The organism is Limnohabitans sp. Hippo3, from assembly GCF_003063665.1.
Lineage (GTDB): Bacteria > Pseudomonadota > Gammaproteobacteria > Burkholderiales > Burkholderiaceae_C > Limnohabitans_A.
Genome location: NZ_NESF01000011.1, coordinates 19,410 through 39,145, shown reverse-complemented (window position 1 = coordinate 39,145; position 19,736 = coordinate 19,410). Strand labels below are relative to the sequence as shown.

At 63.4% G+C, this 19,736-nt stretch carries 18 protein-coding genes; 14 read left to right on the top strand and 4 right to left on the bottom strand.

Features of this window, described 5'->3' with window-relative positions; genetic code table 11:
- The first annotated feature begins 10 nt into the window (after window positions 1-10).
- The 3 genes from B9Z34_RS11760 to B9Z34_RS11750 all read left to right on the top strand — a co-directional run bounded on the left by B9Z34_RS11760 (window position 11) and on the right by B9Z34_RS11750 (window position 2,550).
- Entirely contained in the window at window positions 11-973 is a 963-nt protein-coding gene (locus tag B9Z34_RS11760) for a LysR family transcriptional regulator (protein ID WP_108428313.1), read from the top strand.
- Window positions 970-1,296, top strand: coding sequence for a thioredoxin family protein (locus tag B9Z34_RS11755; protein ID WP_108428312.1), 327 nt, complete (start codon window positions 970-972; stop codon window positions 1,294-1,296). Before B9Z34_RS11760 ends, B9Z34_RS11755 begins: the two co-directional genes overlap by 4 nt.
- Window positions 1,297-1,467: 171 nt before the next feature.
- Entirely contained in the window at window positions 1,468-2,550 is a 1,083-nt protein-coding gene (locus B9Z34_RS11750; protein ID WP_108428311.1) for a PA0069 family radical SAM protein, read from the top strand.
- A 76-nt stretch (window positions 2,551-2,626) separates the two neighbouring features.
- Here B9Z34_RS11750 and B9Z34_RS11745 read toward each other — a convergent pair whose 3' ends face one another.
- The 4 genes from B9Z34_RS11745 to xdhA are packed head-to-tail and all read right to left on the bottom strand — an operon-like array spanning window position 2,627 to window position 7,926.
- Complete coding sequence (locus B9Z34_RS11745) at window positions 2,627-2,860, bottom strand: oxidoreductase-like domain-containing protein (RefSeq protein ID WP_108428310.1); 234 nt, start codon at window positions 2,858-2,860, stop codon at window positions 2,627-2,629.
- Entirely contained in the window at window positions 2,829-4,223 is a 1,395-nt protein-coding gene (gene guaD, locus B9Z34_RS11740; RefSeq protein WP_233249574.1) for a guanine deaminase, read from the bottom strand. The genes B9Z34_RS11745 and guaD overlap by 32 nt, the downstream gene beginning before the upstream one ends.
- Complete coding sequence (gene xdhB, locus B9Z34_RS11735) at window positions 4,220-6,520, bottom strand: xanthine dehydrogenase molybdopterin binding subunit (RefSeq protein ID WP_108428309.1); 2,301 nt, start codon at window positions 6,518-6,520, stop codon at window positions 4,220-4,222. Before xdhB ends, guaD begins: the two co-directional genes overlap by 4 nt.
- Window positions 6,517-7,926: a xanthine dehydrogenase small subunit gene (gene xdhA, locus B9Z34_RS11730; RefSeq protein ID WP_233249571.1), complete on the bottom strand. Its 1,410-nt coding sequence runs from the start codon at window positions 7,924-7,926 to the stop codon at window positions 6,517-6,519. The genes xdhB and xdhA overlap by 4 nt, the downstream gene beginning before the upstream one ends.
- Window positions 7,927-8,098: 172 nt before the next feature.
- Here xdhA and B9Z34_RS11725 point away from each other — a divergent pair, with 172 nt between their 5' ends.
- The 11 genes from B9Z34_RS11725 to dcd all read left to right on the top strand — a co-directional run bounded on the left by B9Z34_RS11725 (window position 8,099) and on the right by dcd (window position 19,725).
- Window positions 8,099-9,061 (top strand): LysR family transcriptional regulator, encoded by a 963-nt coding sequence (locus B9Z34_RS11725; RefSeq protein WP_108428371.1) that lies wholly within the window; start codon window positions 8,099-8,101, stop codon window positions 9,059-9,061.
- Window positions 9,058-10,617 carry an ABC transporter ATP-binding protein gene (locus B9Z34_RS11720; protein WP_108428307.1) on the top strand — a complete coding sequence of 520 codons (1,560 nt, stop codon included), beginning with the start codon at window positions 9,058-9,060 and terminating at the stop codon, window positions 10,615-10,617. The genes B9Z34_RS11725 and B9Z34_RS11720 overlap by 4 nt, the downstream gene beginning before the upstream one ends.
- Window positions 10,604-11,677: an ABC transporter permease gene (locus B9Z34_RS11715; protein WP_108428306.1), complete on the top strand. Its 1,074-nt coding sequence runs from the start codon at window positions 10,604-10,606 to the stop codon at window positions 11,675-11,677. Before B9Z34_RS11720 ends, B9Z34_RS11715 begins: the two co-directional genes overlap by 14 nt.
- On the top strand, window positions 11,677-12,597 hold the full coding sequence (locus B9Z34_RS11710) for an ABC transporter permease (RefSeq protein ID WP_108428305.1): 921 nt from the start codon (window positions 11,677-11,679) through the stop codon (window positions 12,595-12,597). The genes B9Z34_RS11715 and B9Z34_RS11710 overlap by 1 nt, the downstream gene beginning before the upstream one ends.
- Window positions 12,598-12,646: 49 nt before the next feature.
- The gene (locus B9Z34_RS11705) at window positions 12,647-13,780 is read left to right on the top strand and encodes a BMP family ABC transporter substrate-binding protein (protein WP_108428304.1); all 1,134 of its coding nucleotides are present in this window, start codon (window positions 12,647-12,649) and stop codon (window positions 13,778-13,780) included.
- Window positions 13,781-14,016: 236 nt separating this feature from the next.
- A complete protein-coding gene (locus B9Z34_RS11700; RefSeq protein ID WP_199220119.1) occupies window positions 14,017-15,243 on the top strand; it encodes a benzoate/H(+) symporter BenE family transporter in 1,227 nt (408 codons plus the stop codon).
- A gap of 97 nt (window positions 15,244-15,340) precedes the next feature.
- Window positions 15,341-16,624 (top strand): malonyl-CoA decarboxylase, encoded by a 1,284-nt coding sequence (locus tag B9Z34_RS11695; RefSeq protein WP_108428303.1) that lies wholly within the window; start codon window positions 15,341-15,343, stop codon window positions 16,622-16,624.
- Between the two features lie 2 nt (window positions 16,625-16,626).
- Window positions 16,627-16,860, top strand: coding sequence for a hypothetical protein (locus tag B9Z34_RS11690; RefSeq protein WP_108428302.1), 234 nt, complete (start codon window positions 16,627-16,629; stop codon window positions 16,858-16,860).
- A 2-nt stretch (window positions 16,861-16,862) separates the two neighbouring features.
- Window positions 16,863-17,912: an adenosine deaminase gene (locus tag B9Z34_RS11685; protein ID WP_108428301.1), complete on the top strand. Its 1,050-nt coding sequence runs from the start codon at window positions 16,863-16,865 to the stop codon at window positions 17,910-17,912.
- 91 nt (window positions 17,913-18,003) lie between these two features.
- On the top strand, window positions 18,004-19,089 hold the full coding sequence (locus B9Z34_RS11680; protein WP_108428300.1) for a BMP family ABC transporter substrate-binding protein: 1,086 nt from the start codon (window positions 18,004-18,006) through the stop codon (window positions 19,087-19,089).
- Between the two features lie 66 nt (window positions 19,090-19,155).
- On the top strand, window positions 19,156-19,725 hold the full coding sequence (gene dcd / locus B9Z34_RS11675) for a dCTP deaminase (protein WP_090138747.1): 570 nt from the start codon (window positions 19,156-19,158) through the stop codon (window positions 19,723-19,725).
- Window positions 19,726-19,736: the final 11 nt, after the last annotated feature.

The window sequence follows — 19,736 nt, the reverse complement described above, 5'->3', positions numbered from 1 at the left end:
TATGCTTTAAATGAATATCAAAGACCTGGACCTGAACCTCTTGCGTTTGTTCGACGCGGTGTGGCGCACGCGCAGCGTGAGCCTGGCCGCGCAGCAATTGGGCATGTCGCAGCCCGCGGCCAGCCAGGGGCTGGCGCGTTTGCGGGCGGTGTTGGGCGACGCCTTGTTCGAGCGCAGCGGCGCGGGTGTGCGGCCCACGCCGCGTGCCGACCGGCTGGCGCAGGCGGTGCAGTTGGCACTGGGTACGATCGAGGATGCGCTCAATGCCTCGCAGGTGTTTGACCCGCAGCGCTCGGTCCGCGTGCTGCGTGTGCACTTGAGCGACATTGGCGAGGCGCGTTTTCTGCCCGAGCTGGTGTTGGCGCTGCAGCACCACGCGCCGGGCATGCAGCTCGAAACCATGCCTCTGCCACACGAAAAAATTGCCCCCGCCCTGGACAATGGGCAGCTGGATCTGGCCATCGGTTTCTTGCCCGAGGTGAGCGACACCTTGCAACAAGCCTTGTTGAGTGACCGCTATGTGGTGCTGATGCGCCAAGGTCACCCAGTGGCCAAGCGTTGGGCCCAACTCCAGAAAATCGGCAGCCCGCAGTCCGAGGAAACGCTCGCACTTCTGGCCGAGCTGGAGTTTGCCGCTGTGCGTACCCATTCAGACACCTTGCGCATCCTGGAGCGGATGCATTGGCAGCACCGCCTGCGCCTGACGGTGAGCCACTTTTTGTCGCTGCCCGGCATTGTGCGCAGCAGCGATCTGGCGGTGTTGATGCCCCGCAATTTTGCGCAAGGCTTTGCCGAGGCGGGGGCGCTGGCCCTGATCGAGCCCGAGTTGCCCTTGCGCGATTTCACCGTGTCCATGCACTGGAGCGCCCGCTTTGACAAAGACCCCTGTCTGTTGTGGCTGCGGGGCACCGTGTCCCGTTTGTTCAGCACCACCCACAACCCCACACCCAGCACCACCGAGGTCAAGCCATGAGCACTTTCAAACCCTACTTGAGCGCCATCGAAGCGCCTAGCTTGGCCGAGGTGCAGGCGCTGCCCGGCCTCACGCTCCTGGAATTTGGCACCGAATGGTGCGGCCACTGCCGCGCTGCCCAGCCCCTGATCGCGCAGGCGCTGGCCGATCGGCCGCAGTGGCAGCATCTGAAAGTGGAAGACGGCCCGGGCCGTGCGTTGGGTCGCCATTACCGCGTCAAGCTCTGGCCCACCCTGGTGGTCTTGCGGGATGGTCAGAAAGTGGGGCGGCTGGTGCGACCTGCAGCTGCGCAGGAAATTCAGACCGTGATGGCAAAGGCCTGAGTCATGCCATGACCGTTTTTGACTCCGGGCGCTAACGCTGGCCCCCGAGAAAGATGGTTTCATTCGCAAGGCCGATGGCGGGTTCCTGCCAGTCCTCATGCGAAGGGAGGAGGGCCAACATCCGGGTTGCAGAAGGGCGCTGGCATGCAAATACTGTATAAATGAACAGTTATGCAGAAACCACCGATCGCCATCCCGATCAGCCAGATCAAAGGCCGCGGTAGCGCCACGCGCCTGGCGCACCGCTTCGAGTGCGATGCCCGCGAGCCGTTTGACGACGGCTGGACGGTCGACCCCGAGGAGGCCACGCGCATCGCCACCACCTGGACTTGGGAAGACGCCAAAAGCGCCATCAGCCGCAACACCTCGCCCGATATCGGCTTTGACCGCTCGCTCAACCCTTATCGCGGCTGCGAGCACGGTTGCAGCTACTGCTATGCCCGCCCCTCGCACAGCTATCTGGGCTTGTCGCCCGGACTGGACTTCGAGACCCGTTTGATCGCCAAGCGGGGCTTGGCCGACCGGCTGGTGCAAGAACTGACCAGCCCGCGATACACCCCCGGCATGATGGCATTGGGTACTGTGACCGACGCCTACCAACCCCTGGACCGCGAATTGCGCCTGACCCGCGAGGTGCTGCAGGTTTTGCACGACTGCCACCACCCCATGGCCGTGGTCACCAAGGGCAGCGGCATCGAACGCGACATCGACCTGCTCGCACCCATGGCCGCGCGCAGGCAGGCGGGTGTGTATGTGAGCGTGACCACGCTCGACGCAGAGCTGGCGCGACGCATGGAGCCGCGCGCCGCCGCCCCTTGGCGGCGCTTGCGCACCGTCCGCACGCTGGCCGATGCGGGCATCCCGGTGGGCGTGAGCGTGTCGCCACAAATCCCGTTCATCAACGACGACATGGAGCAGGTGCTCGAAGCGGCCCGCGACGCCGGAGCCACCAGCGCTTTTTATGTGGTGCTGCGCCTGCCGTGGGAGCTGGCACCGCTGTTTCGGCAATGGCTGGACCTGCATTACCCGGACCGCGCTGCACGTGTGATGGCCCGCATGCACGACCTGCGCGGAGGCAAGGACTACGACGCCAGCTTTGCCACGCGCCGCAGCGGTCAGGGCATCTGGGCCGACCTGATCGCCCAGCGCTTTGACAAGGCCTGCAGGCGCTTGGGCCTGAACCGCCAGCGGCACGAATGGAACGTAGAAGGCTTCAGGCCGCCGTCCGCGGTCGGGCAGATGGGCCTGTTTTAACGCGCCGTGCCCAGCGGGTTCTTGGCGTTTGTGAATGCGCGCAAGCTGTACAGGTGAGGTTCACATTGGCGCGGATTCAATGGAGCAAGGCTGCGGCGTCTTCGTACCAAAACATCAGGGCGTCGTCGTAACTCTCCCATACACAGCCATTGCAGCCGCGCCCGCAGCATGAAGTGGGCTCGGGTGGTGGTTCGCGGAAGTCGTGGCCTGCAGCCTGCAGCCGCGCCTGGAATTGTGCGATGCCCCTGCGCACGGACTCGCGCTGGGCTTGGTTGGGATCAATGATGGGGTGTTCGTTGCCTTCGCTCATACCCTATTGTCGTTGAGCTCTGCTTTGGTTTTTGTAGGTCGATGGTGACTGTCTGGCCCTGGACCACCGTGTGTGCAATCAGCCGCTCATCGCCCAGCACGATCATGGCGAACAGCCATTCGGCCAGGGTTTCTGTTTGCGCGGTGCGGCGGGCCAGCAGGGGCGTGGCTTTCGTGTTGAGCACCACGAAGTCGGCTTCGCAGCCGGGCAGCAGGTTGCCCACCTTACCGCCCAGGTCCAGCGCGGCGGCAGCGCCTGCGGTGTGTTGCCACCACAGGTGTTCGGGCGCGAGGCTGATGCCCGGCTGCCCCACGCTTTGCCGGGCCACGGTGTAGGCTGCGTGCATGGTGTGGAAGGGGCTGAAGCTTGTGCCGCCGCCCACATCGCTGGCCAGGCCATAGCGCAAGCCGGCCGCGTCCGAGGCGGTGTAGTCAAAAAAGCCGCTGCCCAAAAACAGGTTGCTGGTGGGGCTGACGGCGGCGGTTGCACCCACTTCGGTCATGCGGCTGCGGTCGGCTTCATCGAGGTAGATGCAATGCGCGTACACCGAGCGTTGGCGCAGCAGGCCTGCGCGGTCGTACACATCCAGATAACTGCGCGCTTCGGGGAACAGTTCTTTCACCCATCGGATTTCATCCACGTTCTCGGCTACATGCGACTGGATCCACACATCGGGGAATTGCTGCGCGATCTCGCCCGCACCGTGCAGCTGCTCAGATGTGCTGGTGGGCGCAAAGCGCGGCGTGATGGCGTAGCCCAGGCGGTCCACGCCGTGCCAGCGACCAATCAACTCTTCGGTTTGGCGCAGGCTCAAGGCGGTGTCGGTGTCGCGCAGGCCGTCGGGGCTGTGCCGGTCTTGCAGCACCTTGCCGGTGACCATGCGCAAGCGGCGCTTTTGCGCCTCGGCCATGAACACGTTGACCGACTCGGGGTGCGCGGTGGCAAAGCACAGGGCCGTGGTCACGCCGTGGCGCATCAGCTCGTCCATGAAAAATGCGGTCACTTCGTGCGCATAGGCCGGGTCTGAAAACTGCATTTCGTGCGGAAAGGTGTAGTGCTCCAGCCAGGGCAGCAAGCCGTCGGCGGGCGAGCCGATCACATCGGTTTGTGGGTAGTGGATGTGCAGGTCCACAAAGCCCGGCGCGATGCACAGGCCGGGCCAGTGGGTCACAGGCAGGTCGGGGTACTGCGGGGCCAGCTCGCGGTAGGGGCCAATGGCCTGGATGCGCACGACGCCGTCGGACTCGCGTGCGGTGACCAGCAAGCCGTCGGTTTCGTGGCGGGCCTTGGGGCTTTGCGGGTCGGGAAACCACAACAGGCCTGCGCGCCAGCCTTGCAGATGGGAAACAGCAGAAAGCGTCATGGGGCAAGGATAGCGCGCAGCACGCGCTCGGGCGTGGCGGGGGTGTCCAGATGGATGGGCGTGCGGCCCGCACGGGTGGCACCGATGGCGTCGCGCAGGGCTTCGAACACGCTGATGGCCAGCATGAAGGGCGGCTCGCCCACGGCTTTGCTGCCGCCCACATTGTCTTCGCGGTTGGCTTCGTGCCAGAGGTCGATGTTCAGTTGCGCGGGCATGTCGGCGGCCGTGGGGATTTTGTAGGTGCTCGCGCCCTTGGTGAGCAGCTCGCCCTTGGCGTTCCAGACCAGCTCTTCCGTGGTGAGCCAGCCCAGGCCTTGGGCGAAGCCGCCTTCAATTTGGCCGATGTCGATCTCGGGGTGCAGCGAATGGCCCACGTCGTGCAGGATGTCGGTGCGCAGCACGCGGTATTCGCCCGTTAGGGTGTCGATGGCCACTTCGCTGCAGGCTGCGCCATAGGCGAAGTAATAGAAGGGTCTGCCGGTCAGGGTGCTGCGGTCGTAGTGGATTTTGGGTGTGGCGTAAAAGCCGTCGCTCCACAGCTGCACGCGCTGGCCGTAGGCGTATTGCACAGCCTCGGTGAAGCTGCGCTGGCGCACCGGTGTGATGACCTGGCCGCCTTCAAAGCGCACGGCCTCGGCAATGCAACCATCGGCCTTGGCAATGCAGGAGGCGATGTTGTGGCGCACCTGCAGCGCAGCGTTTTCGGCGGCGCGGCCATTGAGGTCGGTGCCGCTGGACGCTGCCGTGGCGCTGGCGTTGGCCACTTGGTCGGTGTCGCTGGCGCTGGCTTGCACCTGGGCGGCGGGCAAGCCCAGCACACGGGCCACCAAGCCGCACACCTTGGTGTGCAGGCCCTGGCCCATTTCGGTGCCGCCATGGTTCACGCGCACACTGCCGTCGGTGTAGACCGACACCACCGCCCCGGCCTGGTTGAACTGCGTGGCGGTGAAGCTGATGCCGAACTTGACCGGTGTGAGCGCCAGGCCTTTTTTGATCACGCTGTGCTGGGCATTCCAGTCGGTGATACTTTGTCGCCGCGCACGGTAGTCGCAGCGCTCGGCCAGCTGCGTCATCAGCGGGTGCAGGATGTTGTCTTCGACCTTCATGCCGTAAGGTGTGGTGTCGCGCTTGTTCTCACCATCCGCCACACCGTACAGGTTGGCCAGTCGCACATCGAGCGCGTCCACGCCGAGGTGGCGGGCGATGTCACCCATGACGGTTTCGATCAGCAGCACGCCCTGCGGCCCGCCAAAACCGCGGAACGCGGTGTGGCTTTGGGTGTGGGTTTTGCAGCGGTGCGAGGTGATGTGCAGGTCGCTCAAAAAGTAAGCGTTGTCGGTGTGGAAGATCGCGCGGTCGGCCACCGGGCCGCTCAGGTCGGCGCTGTGGCCGCAATGGACCAGTTGCATCGAATCCAAACCCAGCACGCGGCCCCTCGCATCAAAGCCCACTTCCCAGTCGTGGCTGAAGGGGTGGCGCTTGCCGGTGATCAGGATGTCGTCGCCCCGGTCCAGTCGCATCTTGACCGGCCGACCGAATTTGTGCGCGGCGAGCGCCGCCCACACGGCCAAATGACCGGCCTGTGTTTCTTTGCCGCCGAAGCCGCCACCCATGCGCCGGCACACCACGCGCACCTGTGACAGCGGGATGTGCAGCGCGTGCGCCACCCAGTGCTGCACCTCGCCGGGGTGTTGGGTGCCGCTGTGGATCAGCCAGTGGCCGTTGTCTTGCGGAATGGCGTAAGCGATCTGGCTTTCCAGATAAAAGTGTTCTTGCCCGCCGATCTCCAAAGTGCCTTGCAGGCGGTGCGGCGCTTGTGCCAAGGCCTTCGCGGCATCGCCGCGCTGCACCGTGATGGGGGGCAGCACAAAGCTGCCCGCTTGTTGGGCCTCGCGGGCGTGCAGCAGGGGCGGCTGTTGGGTGGTTTGCAGCCGCACCTGGCGGGCGGCTTGGCGCGCCCGGGTGTGGCTGTCACCCACCACCAGGCCCATGACCTGGCCCACATGCATGAGCTGCGGCCCGGCAAAAATGGGCTCGTCGTGCACAAAGGTGGCCAGCAGTGGGTCACCCGGAATGTCTTGTGCGGTGACCGTGCCCACCACACCGGGCGCGGCCAGCACCGCCTCCAGGTCCATGGCGATCAGTTTTGCGTTGGCCAAGGGGCTCATCAGTGGGGCGGCGTGCAGCGTGCCTTCGACCAGTGGCAGGTCGTCGATGTAGCTGGCGCGGCCTTGCACCTGCGCGGTGGCGCTTTCGTGGAAGCGGTGGGTGCTGGCGGTTGGGGCATTCGTGTTCATGCGAGGTCCTCCAAACGAACCGTGGCTTGCCCGGTGCTCTCCAGCCAGGCTCGGCGCAGCAGTTGCCCCAGAATCCGGCGGCGGTAGTCGGCACTGGCACGCAAATCGCTGAGTGGCGCGAACTCTTGCTGGATGGCTTGTTGAGCCACCGCCAAAGTGGCTTCGTTCCAAGGCTGGCCGATCAGCGCGGCCTCGGTCTTCACGGCGCGTGCGGGCGTGGCGGCCACACCGCCTGCACCGATGCGGGCGGCCGTGATGCGCCCACCCTCCACATGCAGTTCCACTGCCAGGCACACGGCCGAGATGTCGTCCTCCTGCCGTTTGGACACCTTATAAGCGCCCAGCCATTCGCCGGGGGCAGGACGCGGCACCACTACCCAGGCCAGCACCTCGTCGGGGGCCAGCAGGCTTTGGCGGTAGCCGGTGTAGAACCGGTCCAGCGGCACATGGCGGTGCACAGCGCGGCCTTTTCGCCAAGCCATGAGCACCACCTGCGCGCCCAGCGCAATCAACAGCGGCATGCTGTCGCCAATCGGCGAGCCATTGGCCACGTTGCCGCCCAGCGTGCCCGACTGCCGCACCGGCCAGCCCGCGAAGCGCTCGCCAAAGGGCGCGATCACCGGCCGGTCGGCGGCCAGCGCCTCAAAAGCGTCTTGCAAATTCACGGCGGCGCCGATGGCGATGTGGTGTGGGTAACGCTCCACCCGGCGCAGCTCGGCCACGCGCGTCAGGTCGATGATCTGCGGCAGGCGGCGCAGGCCCTGCGTGATCCACAGCCCGGCGTCGGTGGCCCCGGCGATCAGCTGTGCTTGCGGGTGCTGGGCGCGGGCTTGCAGCAAAGCGCTCAGGGTGTTCGGGCGCAGGTAGTTGCCGCCGGTTTTTTCGGTGGCCGCCAGTTTTTGCAACGCCGCCACGATGGGTTTTTCATCCACAGCTTGCGCGGCATCGGCTTCCAAGCTGCAAGCGGCTTGCATGATGGGCCGGTAGCCGGTGCAGCGGCACAGGTTGCCCGACAAGGCTTCGTGTGCGCGGTGGCTGTCCACGGTCTGGCCTTGGGCCACCGTGCGCTGGTAAAGCGCGAACAGGCTCATCACAAAGCCTGGCGTGCAAAAACCGCATTGCGAGCCGTGGCACGCGACCATGGCTTGTTGCACCGGGTGCAGCGTGCCATCGCTCTGGGCCAGATCGGCGGCGGTCCACAGGGCTTGGCCGTCGATGGCGTGCGCCGGCTTGATGCAGCTATTGACAGCGCGGTATTGCAAGCGTCCGTTCACCGCTTCGGCCACGACCACCGTGCAGGCCCCGCAGTCGCCTGCGGCGCAGCCTTCCTTGGTGGCGGTCAGGCGCAGGTCTTCGCGCAGCAGGTCCAGCAGGGTGCGGTCTGGTGGTACATTGCCCGGATTCATCATTTGACCGCGATGCCAGAACCGCAAGGGGCTCGATGGCAGCGGCGCCGATTTAAGAGGGGAGACAAGCGTTTTTGACATGGCCCATGTGTCCTTGAGGATCGGATGATCCTAGGGCAAACCCGATGTTTACCCATGGGTAAATCGCCATAACGCTTATCTGAAAATGGATATGAAGCAGCCGCATCTTTTCGACAAGATCGACCTTCAACTCATTCGCACCCTTCACACCTTGCTCACCGAACGCAGTGTCTCCAAAACCGCCATGCGGCTGGGCCAGCAGCAACCGGCCGTGTCGGTGGCGCTCAAACGCCTGCGCGAGTTGACGGGCGACCCGATTTTGGTGCGCTCGGGCACCGGCATGGTGCCCACCGATGTGGGCTTGAAGATGCTGGGGCCGGTCACGCAGATTTTGCAATCGGCCGAAAGCCTGTTCTCTCCTGCCCGGCCGTTTGACCCGTCTGAGGCCCGCGAGACTTTCCGCATCGCGGCCAGCGACACGCTGGACCCTTTGTTCCTGCCGTTCGTCATGGCCCGGATCAAGTCGCTGGCCCCGGGCTGCCGGGTCGAGGTGCATGCCCTGTCGGCCCAGGCGCAATACGCGCATGACCTGGGTCAGGGCCTGATCGACGTGGTGATTGGCAACTGGGCCCAGCCCAGCGAAGAGCTGCATCGCGCCGAGCTGTTTGAGGACGAGGTGGTGTGCCTGGTCAGCAGCAAGCACCCTGCCGTGCGCCGTGGCTGGACGCCAGACGATTGGCTCGCTTGTGAACACATTGCGCCCACCCCGGCCTATCCCGGCTGGCGAGGCGTGATCGATGAACACCTGGACCGCCTGCACCTGTCGCGCCACATCGCCGCGCGTTGTGCCCACTTCGGTCTGATGCCGCGCATGGTGGCATCGAGTTTGCTTGTGCTCACCACGGGCCGCCAGTATTGCCAGCGGTTTTTACAAGGCGCTGAATCGCACAGCGGTTTGGCCTTGCTGCCTTGCCCCGTGCCGTTTCCCAAGATGGTGTACTACCAGCTTTGGCATGAACGCAGCCACAGCTCGGCCGCCGCCAAGTGGCTGCGGGAGCAGGTGAAAATCAGTGCATCCCAATTGCCTCATCCTCAGAATTCTCATTTGACATGACCACACCCCTTTTGTCGTTGCAAGGCATCACCAAGCGCTACCCGGGCGTGGTGGCCAACCAGGACGTGTCGCTGACCGTGATGCCCGGCCAGGCCCATGCCGTGCTGGGCGAAAACGGCGCGGGCAAGTCCACCCTGATGAAAATCATTTATGGCTCGGTCAAGCCCGATGAGGGCCAGGTGGTGTTCAACGGCCAGCCCGTGCAGATCCGTAACCCGCAGGAAGCGCGCAAGCTGGGCATCAGCATGGTGTTCCAGCACTTCAGCCTGTTTGACACGCTGACCGTGGCCGAAAACGTCTGGCTGGGGCTGGACAAATTGCTCAGCCTGGCCGAGGTGACCGAGCGCATTGTGGCCAAGGCCAGCGAATACGGCCTGGACCTGGAGCCCGAGCGCCCGGTGCACACCTTGAGCGTGGGCGAGATGCAGCGCGTCGAGATCATCCGCGCCTTGTTGACCGAGCCCAAGCTCTTGATTTTGGACGAGCCCACTTCGGTGCTGACGCCGCAGGCGGTTGAAAAGTTGTTTGTGGTGCTGCACAAGCTGGTCAGCCAGGGCGTGAGCATTTTGTACATCTCGCACAAGTTGCACGAAATTCGGGCGCTGTGCAGCGCCTGCACGGTGCTGCGCGGCGGCAAGCTCACGGGCGTGTGCGACCCGCGTGAAGAGTCCAACGCCTCGCTCAGCCGCTTGATGATCGGTGCCGAGCCCCCGACTTTGCAGCATGTGGCGCGTTCGCCGGGCGAGGTGGTGTTGTCGGTCAAGGGCCTGAGCCTCACACGGCAAGACCCGTTTGGCGTGGACCTGGACAGCATCAGCCTGCAGGTGCGTGCGGGCGAGGTAGTGGGTTTGGCCGGGGTGTCGGGCAATGGCCAGAAAGAGTTGATGTGGGCTTTGTCGGGTGAAGACACCCGGGCAGGCGTGCAGTGTGGCGCGGCCAGCGTGAGTTTGGCCGGTCAGCCGGTTGCGGCTTTGGGGCCGGTGCCACGCAGGCAAATGGGCCTGCACTCTGTGCCCGAAGAGCGCCTGGGCCGGGGCGCTGTGCCGTCGCTGAGCCTGTCGCAAAACCTGCTGCTCACGCGCAGCGAGGCCGTGGGTACGGGCGGCTGGGTGCGCATGGGGGCATTGGCCGACCAAGCGCGCAGCATCATCGACCGCTTCAAAGTCAAGGCCTCCGGGCCGGATGCCGCAGCGCAGTCGCTGTCGGGCGGCAATTTGCAAAAGTTCATTGTGGGGCGCGAAATCAGCGCAGCCCCGAAGCTGCTGATCGTGTCGCAACCCACCTGGGGCGTGGACGTGGGCGCGGCGGCGCAGATCCGCGCCGAGATTTTGGCGCTGCGCGACGCGGGTTGTGCGGTGCTGGTGGTGAGTGAGGAGCTGGAAGAATTGTTCGAATTGTCTGACCGATTGCATGTGATCGCCAAGGGGCGCTTGTCGCCATCGGTGGCGCGGACCGAGGCCACGGTAGAGCGCATTGGCGAGTGGATGAGCGGCTTGTGGCCCGACGCCACCCCGACTGCAGCCGCCCAACAAGGAGCCCAACATGCTGCGGCTTGAACCCCGTCCCCAGGCTTCGCGCCTGTGGACTTATGCCTCGCCCCTGCTGGCGCTGGTGCTCACGGTGCTGTTGGGTGTGGCGCTGTTCATGGCGCTGGGCAAAGATCCGGTGCGCGGATTGCAAATGTTTTTCTGGGAGCCCGTCAAAACCGGCTACGCCCTGGGTGAGTTGATGGTCAAGGCCACACCGCTTCTGGTGATCGCCTTGGGCTTGTCGGTGTGTTTCCGTTCCAACGTCTGGAACATCGGGGCCGAAGGGCAGTTTGTCATCGGTGCCGTGTGTGCGGCGGGCGTGGCGCTGCTGGCGGACAAGGACACGGGCCGCTGGATCGTGTTGGCCGTGCTCTTGGCGGGTGTGCTGGGTGGCATGCTGTGGGCGGGCATCACGGCGCTGCTGCGCGACCGCTTCAACGCCAGTGAGATTCTGGTCAGCCTGATGCTGGTGTACGTGGCCGACATGGTGCTGAGTTACCTGGTTTATGGCCCTTGGAAAGACCCAGCTGGATTCAATTTCCCGCAGTCCAAAACTTTCGAGGCGGTCACGCAGATCCCGCGTTTGATGACGGGCTCGCGTATGAGCGTGGGCTTGCTATTGGCGCTGGTGGGCGCAGGCTTGCTGTGGGTGTTTTTGTTCCGCACGCGGGCGGGCTTTGCCCAGCAAGTGGGCGGTTTGGCCCCTGATGCGGCGCGCTACGCAGGCTTTTCTTCGCGCAAGGCGCTGTGGGTGGCGCTCTTGGTCTCGGGCGGCGCAGCGGGTTTGGCGGGCGCTTTGGAGGTGGCTGGGCCCATCGGGCAGCTGACGCCTTATGTGCCTGCGGGCTACGGCTTTGCCGCGATCATCGTGGCCTTTGTCGGGCGCTTGCACCCGGCGGGCATGGTGTTGTCGGCGGTGCTGATGAGCATGTTCTACATTGGCGGCGAACTCGCGCAATCGCGCCTGGGCCTGCCCAAGTCGATCACGGGCGTGTTCCAGGGTTTGTTGTTGTTTTGCCTGCTGGCGTGTGACACGCTGGTGGCTTACCGCCTGCGCTGGGTGGCCAAGAAAATGGGGAGTGTGTGATGGAGTCGTATGCATTGCTGATCGCCGCGACCCTGAACGCGGGGACGGTGCTGGCCATTGCCGCTTTGGGTTTGCTGATCAACGAAAAAGCCGGGGTGGTGAACCTGGGGGCCGAGGGCATGATGCTGTGTGCGGCCATCGCGGGCTTTGCCGCCGTGGTGCACACCGGCAACGACTGGCTGGGCTTTGCGGCGGGCATGGGCGCCGGGGCGTTGCTGGCCGCTATTTTTGGGGTGCTGGTGATTTGGCTGAACACCAACCAGTACGCCACGGGGCTGGCGCTGAGCCTGTTTGGCGTGGGTTTTTCAGCTTTTGTGGGCATTGGCTATGTGAAAGAAAAGTTGCCCGAGCGGCCACAGTTCGAGATTCCCGGCCTGTCCGATATCCCCTTGCTGGGCCCCGCCTTGTTCAAACAGCATCCGCTGGTGTACCTGGCCATGCTGCTGGTGCTGGCCCTGATCTGGTTTTTGTACCGCAGCCGCACCGGTTTGGTGCTGCGCGCCGTGGGTGAATCGCCCGCATCGGCGCACGCATTGGGCTACCCGGTGCGTCGTATCCGCCTGGCGGCCGTGGTGGCCGGGGGCGCTTTGTGCGGTCTGGCTGGGGCTTACATCTCGGTGATCTATACCCCGCTGTGGGTCGAGGGCATGGTGGCGGGCAAGGGCTGGATTGCGCTGGCGCTGACCACCTTTGCCACCTGGCGTCCGGCACGGGTCTTGCTCGGTGCTTACCTGTTTGGCGGTGTGACCATGCTGCAGTTCCATTTGCAGGGTGTGGGCGTTCAGGTGCCCAGCCAGTTGCTCACGGCGCTGCCCTACATCGCCACCATCGTGGTGCTGGCCCTGATTTCGCGCAACCCGACCTGGATCCGCGTGAACATGCCCGCTTCCCTGGGCAAGCCGTTTTATCCCGGTTCATAATGAGTTTTTTCCAACCCCTGTAACCCTGTTCAACAAAAAAGGAACTGACATGACAGACATCTCCAAGCGCACCATCGTGAAGATGGTGGCCCTGACCGCTGTGGCCGCCGCCGCACTGGTCGGCTGTGGCAAGAAGGAAGAGGCCCCCAAGGCCGAGGCGCCCGCTGCGGCCAAGGCCGAGCCTCTGAAGATCGCGTTTGCCTATGTCGGCCCGGTGGGCGACGGCGGCTGGACCTTTGCGCACGACAACGGCCGCAAGGAAATCGAAAAAGCCTTCGGCGACAAAGTGGTCACCAGCTTCGTGGAGAAAGTGCCGGAAAGCGCTGACGCCGAGCGCGTGATCCGTGACATGGCTGCCCAAGGCAACAAGCTGATTTTTGGCACCACCTTCGGTTACATGGAGCCCATGCTCAAGGTGGCCGCTGACCATAAGGACATCAAGTTCGAGCACGCCACCGGCTATAAGACCGCCGACAACATGCGCACCTACGACAGCCGCACCTACGAAGGCGCTTACATGGCGGGTGTGATCGCGGGCAAGATGACCAAGACCAACACCCTGGGTGTGGTCGCCTCCATCCCAATCCCTGAAGTGGTGCGCAACATCAACAGCTTCACCCTGGGTGCCCAGTCGGTCAACCCCAAGATCAAGACCAAGGTGGTCTGGGTGAATGAGTGGTTCAACCCACCGAAGGAAACCGAAGCCGCCACTTCGCTGATCAACGGCGGCGCGGACGTGCTGATGCAAAACACCGACTCGTCGGCTGTGCTGCAGACCGCCGAAAAAATGGGCAAGCGCGCCTTCGGCTGGGATTCCGACATGACCGCCTACGGCCCCAAGGCCCACCTGGGTTCGGCCGTGATCAACTGGGGCCCTTACTACGTCAAGGCCGTGGGTGAAGCCCTGGAAGGCAAGTGGAGCACTGGCCAAAGCTGGTGGGGCGTGAAAGAAGGCGCGATCGACATGGTCGGGGTGGCCGCGGATGTGCCTGAAGACACCAAGAAAAAGATCGATGAGATCAAGGCCGGTCTGAAAGACGGCAGCTTCGCCATCTGGAAAGGCCCGATCGTGGACCAGGCTGGCAAGGAAGTGCTGGCCAAAGATGCGGTGGCCGACGACAAGTTCCTGGGTGGCGTGATGTTCTACGTCAAGGGCGTGGAAGGCAAGATTCCGGGCAAGTGATCGGGGCAAGATGGGTCCCCGACTTGAAGGAACTCCCCCGGCCTGTCATGTTTGACGGGGTGGGCCGCCCTTAGGGCCTGTCGTTCCCGACTTGATCGGGAATCCATCCTCCTGTAATCCGAAGGCCGCCTGACGCAAGTCAGGCGGCTTTTTTTCATGGCGCTGGCCCCTTGGTGACGGCCAAGCCCAGCAGGTTTGATACGCTGGCATCGTTTCGTCTTTCGCAAAGGCCCGCTTTGTCCAAACACCTCGAATCCCCCGCCGCAGCGCCCAGGACCTGGCCGCAAATGCTTTCGGACTTTGGCAGCACCTACGCTGCCAACGCGCTGATCGGTTTCATCTTTGCCGCCACCGGTCCGGTGGCCATCATTTTGTCGGTGGGCACGCGCGGCGGCTTGTCCCCCGAAGAGCTGGCGTCCTGGGTGTTCGGCGTGTTTTTCGTCAACGGTCTGGTTACCTTGTGGATGACCTGGCGCTACACCACGCCGCTGGCGTTTGGCTGGACGATTCCGGGCACCGTGCTGGTGGGGCCGGCCTTGCAGCACCTGAGTTTTGCCGAGGTGATCGGCGCTTTTTATGTGACCAGTGCGCTGATTTTGTTGCTCGGCCTGAGCGGCTGGGTCAAGCGCGTCATGGCGGCGCTGCCCATGCCCATCGTCATGGGCATGGTGGCCGGGGTGTTTTTGCGGTTTGGTCTGGACATCGTGCGGGCGCTGCACAGCGATGTCGCGATTGCGGCCCCCATGGTGGCCGTGTTTCTGTTGCTGTCGGCCCGCGCCGACTGGGGCAAGCGCTTGCCGCCGGTCATTGGCGCTTTGCTGGTCGGGGCTTTGGCGGTGGCGGTGTCGGGCCGCCTGGATTCTTCGGCTGTGGGGCAATTGACCTTGGCGCAGCCCGTCATCCAGGCGCCGTTCTGGTCCTTGGCGGCGATGCTCGAGCTGGTGGTGCCCCTGGCCATCACGGTGCTGGTGGTGCAAAACGGGCAGGGGGTGGCTGTGCTCAAAAACGCCGGGCACGAGCCGCCCGTCAACATGATCGCGGTGGCCTGCGGCTTGGGCGCGGCTGTGAGCGCGGTGTTTGGCGCGGTCAGCACCTGCCTCACGGGGCCAACCAATGGCTTGCTCACCTCGTCCGGCGAGAAATCGCGTCACTACACCGGGGCGCTGATGGTGGGTGTGCTGGCGATCTTGTTCGGCTTGATGGCACCGACTTTCACAGGTCTCATGCTGGCCGCGCCCAAGGAGTTCATCATGGTGCTGGGCGGCTTGGCCATGCTGCGCGTGTTGCAGGGGGCCTTTGTGGCCTCGTTTGGTGCGGGCAAATTTTCACTCGGGGCATTGGTCAGTCTGTTGGTCACAGTGGCTGACATGGGGTTGTTCAACATCGGCGCGGCTTTTTGGGGCCTGGTCGCCGGGTTTGCGGTGTCGTGGTGGATGGAGCGGGGTGATTTCCAGAAAACTTGATGTGTGTGCGGGTGTCGTTGGGCTTGTGCGTGTAAGCTGGCGCTGAAGGCGTGTGCAAGCTCGCCGATGTCCTCCAACGCGTCTCAAAGGGCCTCACATGCTGGAACGTTTCATTCAAAACAAGAAACTTGATGCGGCCAGGCTGAGCGCCAAAAAATTGCTCAGCGCCCGGGGTGAGGCCAATGCGCAAAGCATGGCGGTCAAGTTGATCGACCATTACGAACATCTGGACAAGCGCAGCCAGATCGACTTTTTCCATTTCTTGTCCAGCCAATTCAATCCTGACCCGTCCCTGGTGGTGGATGCGGCCAACCGCTACAACACCGAGCGCAACGAGGCCAGCTTGATCCATTTGTTCCAGACGGTGGAGCCACCCCGTCAGGAGCTGCTGCGCCGGGTGAACCGCGCACCTGCGGGCACGAGCACGATTTTGAAAATGCGCCAGACGCTGCTGTCTTACCTCAAGGACCATCCGGCTTTTCGCGCCACCGACGCGGACATGCACCATTTGCTCAGCTCCTGGTTCAACCCGGGCTTTTTGGAACTGCACCAGATCACCTGGAACTCACCTGCGCAATTGCTCGAAAAAATCATCGCGCATGAGTCGGTGCACGCCATCGACGGCTGGGACGACTTGCGCCGCCGCTTGCAGCCGGATCGCCGTTGCTTCGCTTTTTTCCATCCCCAGCTGCCCGGCGAGCCGCTGATTTTTGTCGAGGTGGCCTTGGTGCCGGGCATCGCCAAATACGTGGCAGGCCTCATCAACAAACAAGCCCCGGTGGGTGATGCCAAAAGCTTCAAGGCGGCGATTTTTTACTCCATCAGCAATTGCCAGCCGGGCCTCAAAGGGGTGTCGCTGGGCAATTTCCTGATCAAGCAGGTGGCGCAAAAGTTGATCGAGGAAATGCCTTCGCTCAAGACCTTTTGCACCTTGTCCCCCATTCCGGGCTTCACCCAGTGGCTGGACGCGGGTGCGTCTCTGCCCGAAGAGCGCCTGAGCCCCACGCACCTGCGCAAGTGGCAGGAAGCGCAGAAAAGCCTGGCGGTCGGCGGCTTGAGTTGGGCAGAACGCCTCAAGTCAGGCTGGCACCCCGAGCGCAGTGAGGAGGCCGAGCGGGCCACCCTCATGCGCCTGTGCGCCCTGTACCTGATGTACCAAACCCCTGAGGCGCGGGGCGACGCCGTGGGCAAATTCCACCTGAGCAATGGGGCGACGCTCCACCAGATCAACTGGGCGGCCGATCTGTCCAAAAAAGGGCTGCAACAGTCGGGCGGCCTCATGGTCAATTACCTGTACGAGCTGGACAAAGTGGAAGAGCAACACGAGGCTTTCAGCCACAAGACCGTGTGCTTTTCGCGCGGCGTTGAGAAGTTGGTGTAGCCATGTCCACCCAGTTTTTGAAACCCGTGAGCGAAGGCGTTTGCGCGCTGCATGACCCGTCGGGCCTGCATGTGGGCCACTTCAAATGGGTGAATGGCCAATGGAAGTTCAAGGCCGTGGGCTATGGCCCTGCAGGCCAAGTGATGCCGGGTCATGGGCCTTTGACCGACCGGCACAACGCTTGTTTCGCGCAATTGGATGAAGCCACCATCCGCGCCCGATTTTTTGAGGAGTGACCATGTTCAAAGTCCACGCCATACCGCCCACCCGCTTGCCCGAGTTGCTGCGCGTCATGCCCAAGGCCGAGCTGCATATCCACATCGAAGGCTCGCTGGAGCCCGAGCTGATCTTTGCCCTGGCCCGGCGCAACGGCGTGCAGTTGCCTTATGCCGATGTGGCCGCCTTGCGCAGCGCCTACGCCTTCACCAACCTGCAAAGTTTTCTGGACCTGTATTACGCCGGGGCCAGCGTGCTGCTGCACGAGCAGGACTTTTACGACATGGCCTGGGCGTATTTCGAGAAGGCTGCAGCCGACCATGTGGTGCGGGCTGAATTGTTTTTTGACCCGCAGACCCACACGGCGCGTGGCGTGGCCATGGGCGCGGTCATCGAAGGCCTGAGCCGCGCCTGCCGCGATGCGCAAACCCGGCTGAACATCAGCGCCGATCTGATCCTGTGCTTTTTGCGCCACCTGTCCGAAGAAGAGGCCCTGGCCACCCTGGAGGAAGCCATGCCTTGGCGTGAGCACTTCATCGGCGTGGGGCTTGACTCCAGCGAGTTGGGCCATCCGCCTGAAAAATTTGCGCGTGTGTTTGCCCGCGCCCGCGAGCTGGGCTTGCACTGCGTGGCCCACGCAGGCGAAGAAGGCCCGCCCGCCTACATCTGGGGCGCACTCGACGTGCTCCAGGTCGAGCGCATCGACCACGGCGTGCAGGCTATCCACGACGCGGCGTTGATGAAGCGCCTGGCCGACGACCACATGCCCCTCACGGTCTGCCCGCTGTCCAACCTCAAGCTGTGCGTCTTCAAAAACCTGACCGATCACAACCTGGGCCAGATGCTGGATGCGGGCCTGTGTGTGACGATCAACTCGGACGACCCGGCCTACTTTGGTGGTTACCTGAACGACAACTACCTGCAGACCTTTGCCGCCTTGCACCTGAACGCCCAGCAAGCCTATAAACTGGTCGCCAACAGCATCGAAGCGAGCTTTGCCCCCGAGGCCGACAAGCACCGTTGGATGCATGAATTGAAAGCGTGTTTTCAGGGGTTTTCGGAGCAGGATTGAGGGCGTTGCCGCTCTTGGTAAAATTCACCCCGAAGCCCGCTGCCCCGGCGGGCTTTGTTTTTTCATCCCCGGGGCCATGTAGAGGACTACCATGTATAAAAACCTCGCTGCCGCGCTCGTGGCCGCCTGCTTTTTTCTTCCCGCCGTTCAGGCTCAAACCCCCGCCCAATCCACCGAGCCCATCAAGGCCGGTTTTGTCTACGTTTCGCCGATCACCGAAGCGGGCTGGACGCGTCAGCACGACGAGGGCCGCAAGGCCGTTGAGCGGGCTTTGGGCGATCAGGTCAAGACCACCTTTGTGGCCGATGTGGCCGAGGGTGCGGATGCCGAGCGCGTGATCCGCGACCTGGCCCAGCAGGGCCACCAAATCATCTTCACCCCCAGTTTTGGCTACATGGAGCCCACGCTCAAGGTGGCCAAAGAGTTTCCGAATGTGAAGTTCGAGTCCGTGACTGGCTTCAAGACCGCGTCCAACGTGGCGGCCTCGAATGCCCGCTATTACGAAGGTCGCTATCTGGCGGGCATCGCGGCGGGTCGCATGACGCAATCGAATGTGGCTGGTTATGTGGCGGGTTTCCCGATTCCCGAAGTGCTGCAAGGCATCAACGCCTTCACGCTGGGCATGCGCTCGGTCAACCCCAAAGCCACGGTGAAGGTGGTCTGGCTCAACGCCTGGTTTGATCCACCGAAAGAGCGCGAAGCGGCCATGGCCTTGTTCAACCAGGATGTGGACGTGATCGCCTTCCACACCGGCTCCACGGCGGTGATGGCGGCTGCGCAAGAGCGCGGCAAGATGGCTGTGGCCTACCACTCCGACATGCGCAAGATCGGCCCCGATGCCCAGATCATCGCGGTCACCCACCAGTGGGGCGATTACTACACGGCCCGCGTCAAGGCGGCATTGGCCGGTCAGTGGAAATCGGGCAGCCTGTGGGGCGGCGTGAAGGAGGGCATGATCCGCGTGGGTGATTTTGGCCCCAAGGTGCCCAAGCCTGTGCAAGACGAAATTCTGGCCAAACAAAAAGCCGTGGGCGCAGGCAAGCTGCAAGCTTTTGCCGGTCCGATCTCTGACAACGAGGGCAAGTTGGTGTTGCCCGCAGGACAGACTCTGAGCGATCCCCAAATTTTGAACATGAACTACCTGGTGCAGGGGGTTGTGGGGCGGATCGCCCGGTGAGCCGCCAGCCCGGACCGGGTGTCCGGGCGAGACCCTAAAATAGCGCGATCGATACAAAGGCACACCATGAGCATCAAGAGCGACAAATGGATCCGCCGGATGGCCGAGCAGCACGGCATGATTGAGCCGTTTGAGCCGGGACAGATCCGTCAAAACGCCGCAGGTCAGAAAATTGTGAGTTACGGCACCAGCAGCTATGGCTATGACATCCGCTGTGCCCCTGAGTTCAAGGTGTTCACCAACATCTACAGCACGGTGGTGGACCCGAAGAATTTCGACGACCGCAGCTTCGTGGACATCGAAGGCGATGTCTGCATCATTCCGCCCAACAGCTTTGCGCTGGCCCGCACGGTGGAGTACTTCCGTATTCCCCGTAATGTGCTGACCATTTGCCTGGGCAAAAGCACCTACGCCCGCTGCGGCATCATCGTCAACGTGACGCCTTTCGAGCCAGAGTGGGAAGGTTATGTGACCCTGGAGTTCAGCAACACCACGCCACTGCCCGCCAAAATCTACGCGGGCGAAGGCTGTGCGCAGGTGCTGTTCCTCGAAAGCGATGAGGTCTGCGAGACCAGTTACAAAGACCGCGGCGGCAAATACCAAGGTCAAGTGGGCGTGACTTTGCCCAAGACCTGAGGCCTGAAACC

Excerpts from the sequence above, each read along its gene's own strand:
- B9Z34_RS11745 (WP_108428310.1), bottom strand. The coding sequence starts at position 2,860 with ATGAGCGAAGGCAACGAACACCCCATCATTGATCCCAACCAAGCCCAG.
- B9Z34_RS11750 (WP_108428311.1), top strand. The coding sequence starts at position 1,468 with ATGCAGAAACCACCGATCGCCATCCCGATCAGCCAGATCAAAGGCCGC.
- B9Z34_RS11690 (WP_108428302.1), top strand. The coding sequence starts at position 16,627 with ATGTCCACCCAGTTTTTGAAACCCGTGAGCGAAGGCGTTTGCGCGCTG.
- xdhB (WP_108428309.1), bottom strand. The coding sequence starts at position 6,520 with ATGAACACGAATGCCCCAACCGCCAGCACCCACCGCTTCCACGAAAGC.
- B9Z34_RS11705 (WP_108428304.1), top strand. The coding sequence starts at position 12,647 with ATGACAGACATCTCCAAGCGCACCATCGTGAAGATGGTGGCCCTGACC.
- dcd (WP_090138747.1), top strand. The coding sequence starts at position 19,156 with ATGAGCATCAAGAGCGACAAATGGATCCGCCGGATGGCCGAGCAGCAC.
- B9Z34_RS11760 (WP_108428313.1), top strand. The coding sequence starts at position 11 with ATGAATATCAAAGACCTGGACCTGAACCTCTTGCGTTTGTTCGACGCG.
- B9Z34_RS11695 (WP_108428303.1), top strand. The coding sequence starts at position 15,341 with ATGCTGGAACGTTTCATTCAAAACAAGAAACTTGATGCGGCCAGGCTG.
- B9Z34_RS11680 (WP_108428300.1), top strand. The coding sequence starts at position 18,004 with ATGTATAAAAACCTCGCTGCCGCGCTCGTGGCCGCCTGCTTTTTTCTT.
- guaD (WP_233249574.1), bottom strand. The coding sequence starts at position 4,223 with ATGACGCTTTCTGCTGTTTCCCATCTGCAAGGCTGGCGCGCAGGCCTG.
- B9Z34_RS11755 (WP_108428312.1), top strand. The coding sequence starts at position 970 with ATGAGCACTTTCAAACCCTACTTGAGCGCCATCGAAGCGCCTAGCTTG.
- B9Z34_RS11725 (WP_108428371.1), top strand. The coding sequence starts at position 8,099 with ATGAAGCAGCCGCATCTTTTCGACAAGATCGACCTTCAACTCATTCGC.
- B9Z34_RS11720 (WP_108428307.1), top strand. The coding sequence starts at position 9,058 with ATGACCACACCCCTTTTGTCGTTGCAAGGCATCACCAAGCGCTACCCG.
- xdhA (WP_233249571.1), bottom strand. The coding sequence starts at position 7,926 with ATGAATCCGGGCAATGTACCACCAGACCGCACCCTGCTGGACCTGCTG.
- B9Z34_RS11715 (WP_108428306.1), top strand. The coding sequence starts at position 10,604 with ATGCTGCGGCTTGAACCCCGTCCCCAGGCTTCGCGCCTGTGGACTTAT.
- B9Z34_RS11685 (WP_108428301.1), top strand. The coding sequence starts at position 16,863 with ATGTTCAAAGTCCACGCCATACCGCCCACCCGCTTGCCCGAGTTGCTG.
- B9Z34_RS11710 (WP_108428305.1), top strand. The coding sequence starts at position 11,677 with ATGGAGTCGTATGCATTGCTGATCGCCGCGACCCTGAACGCGGGGACG.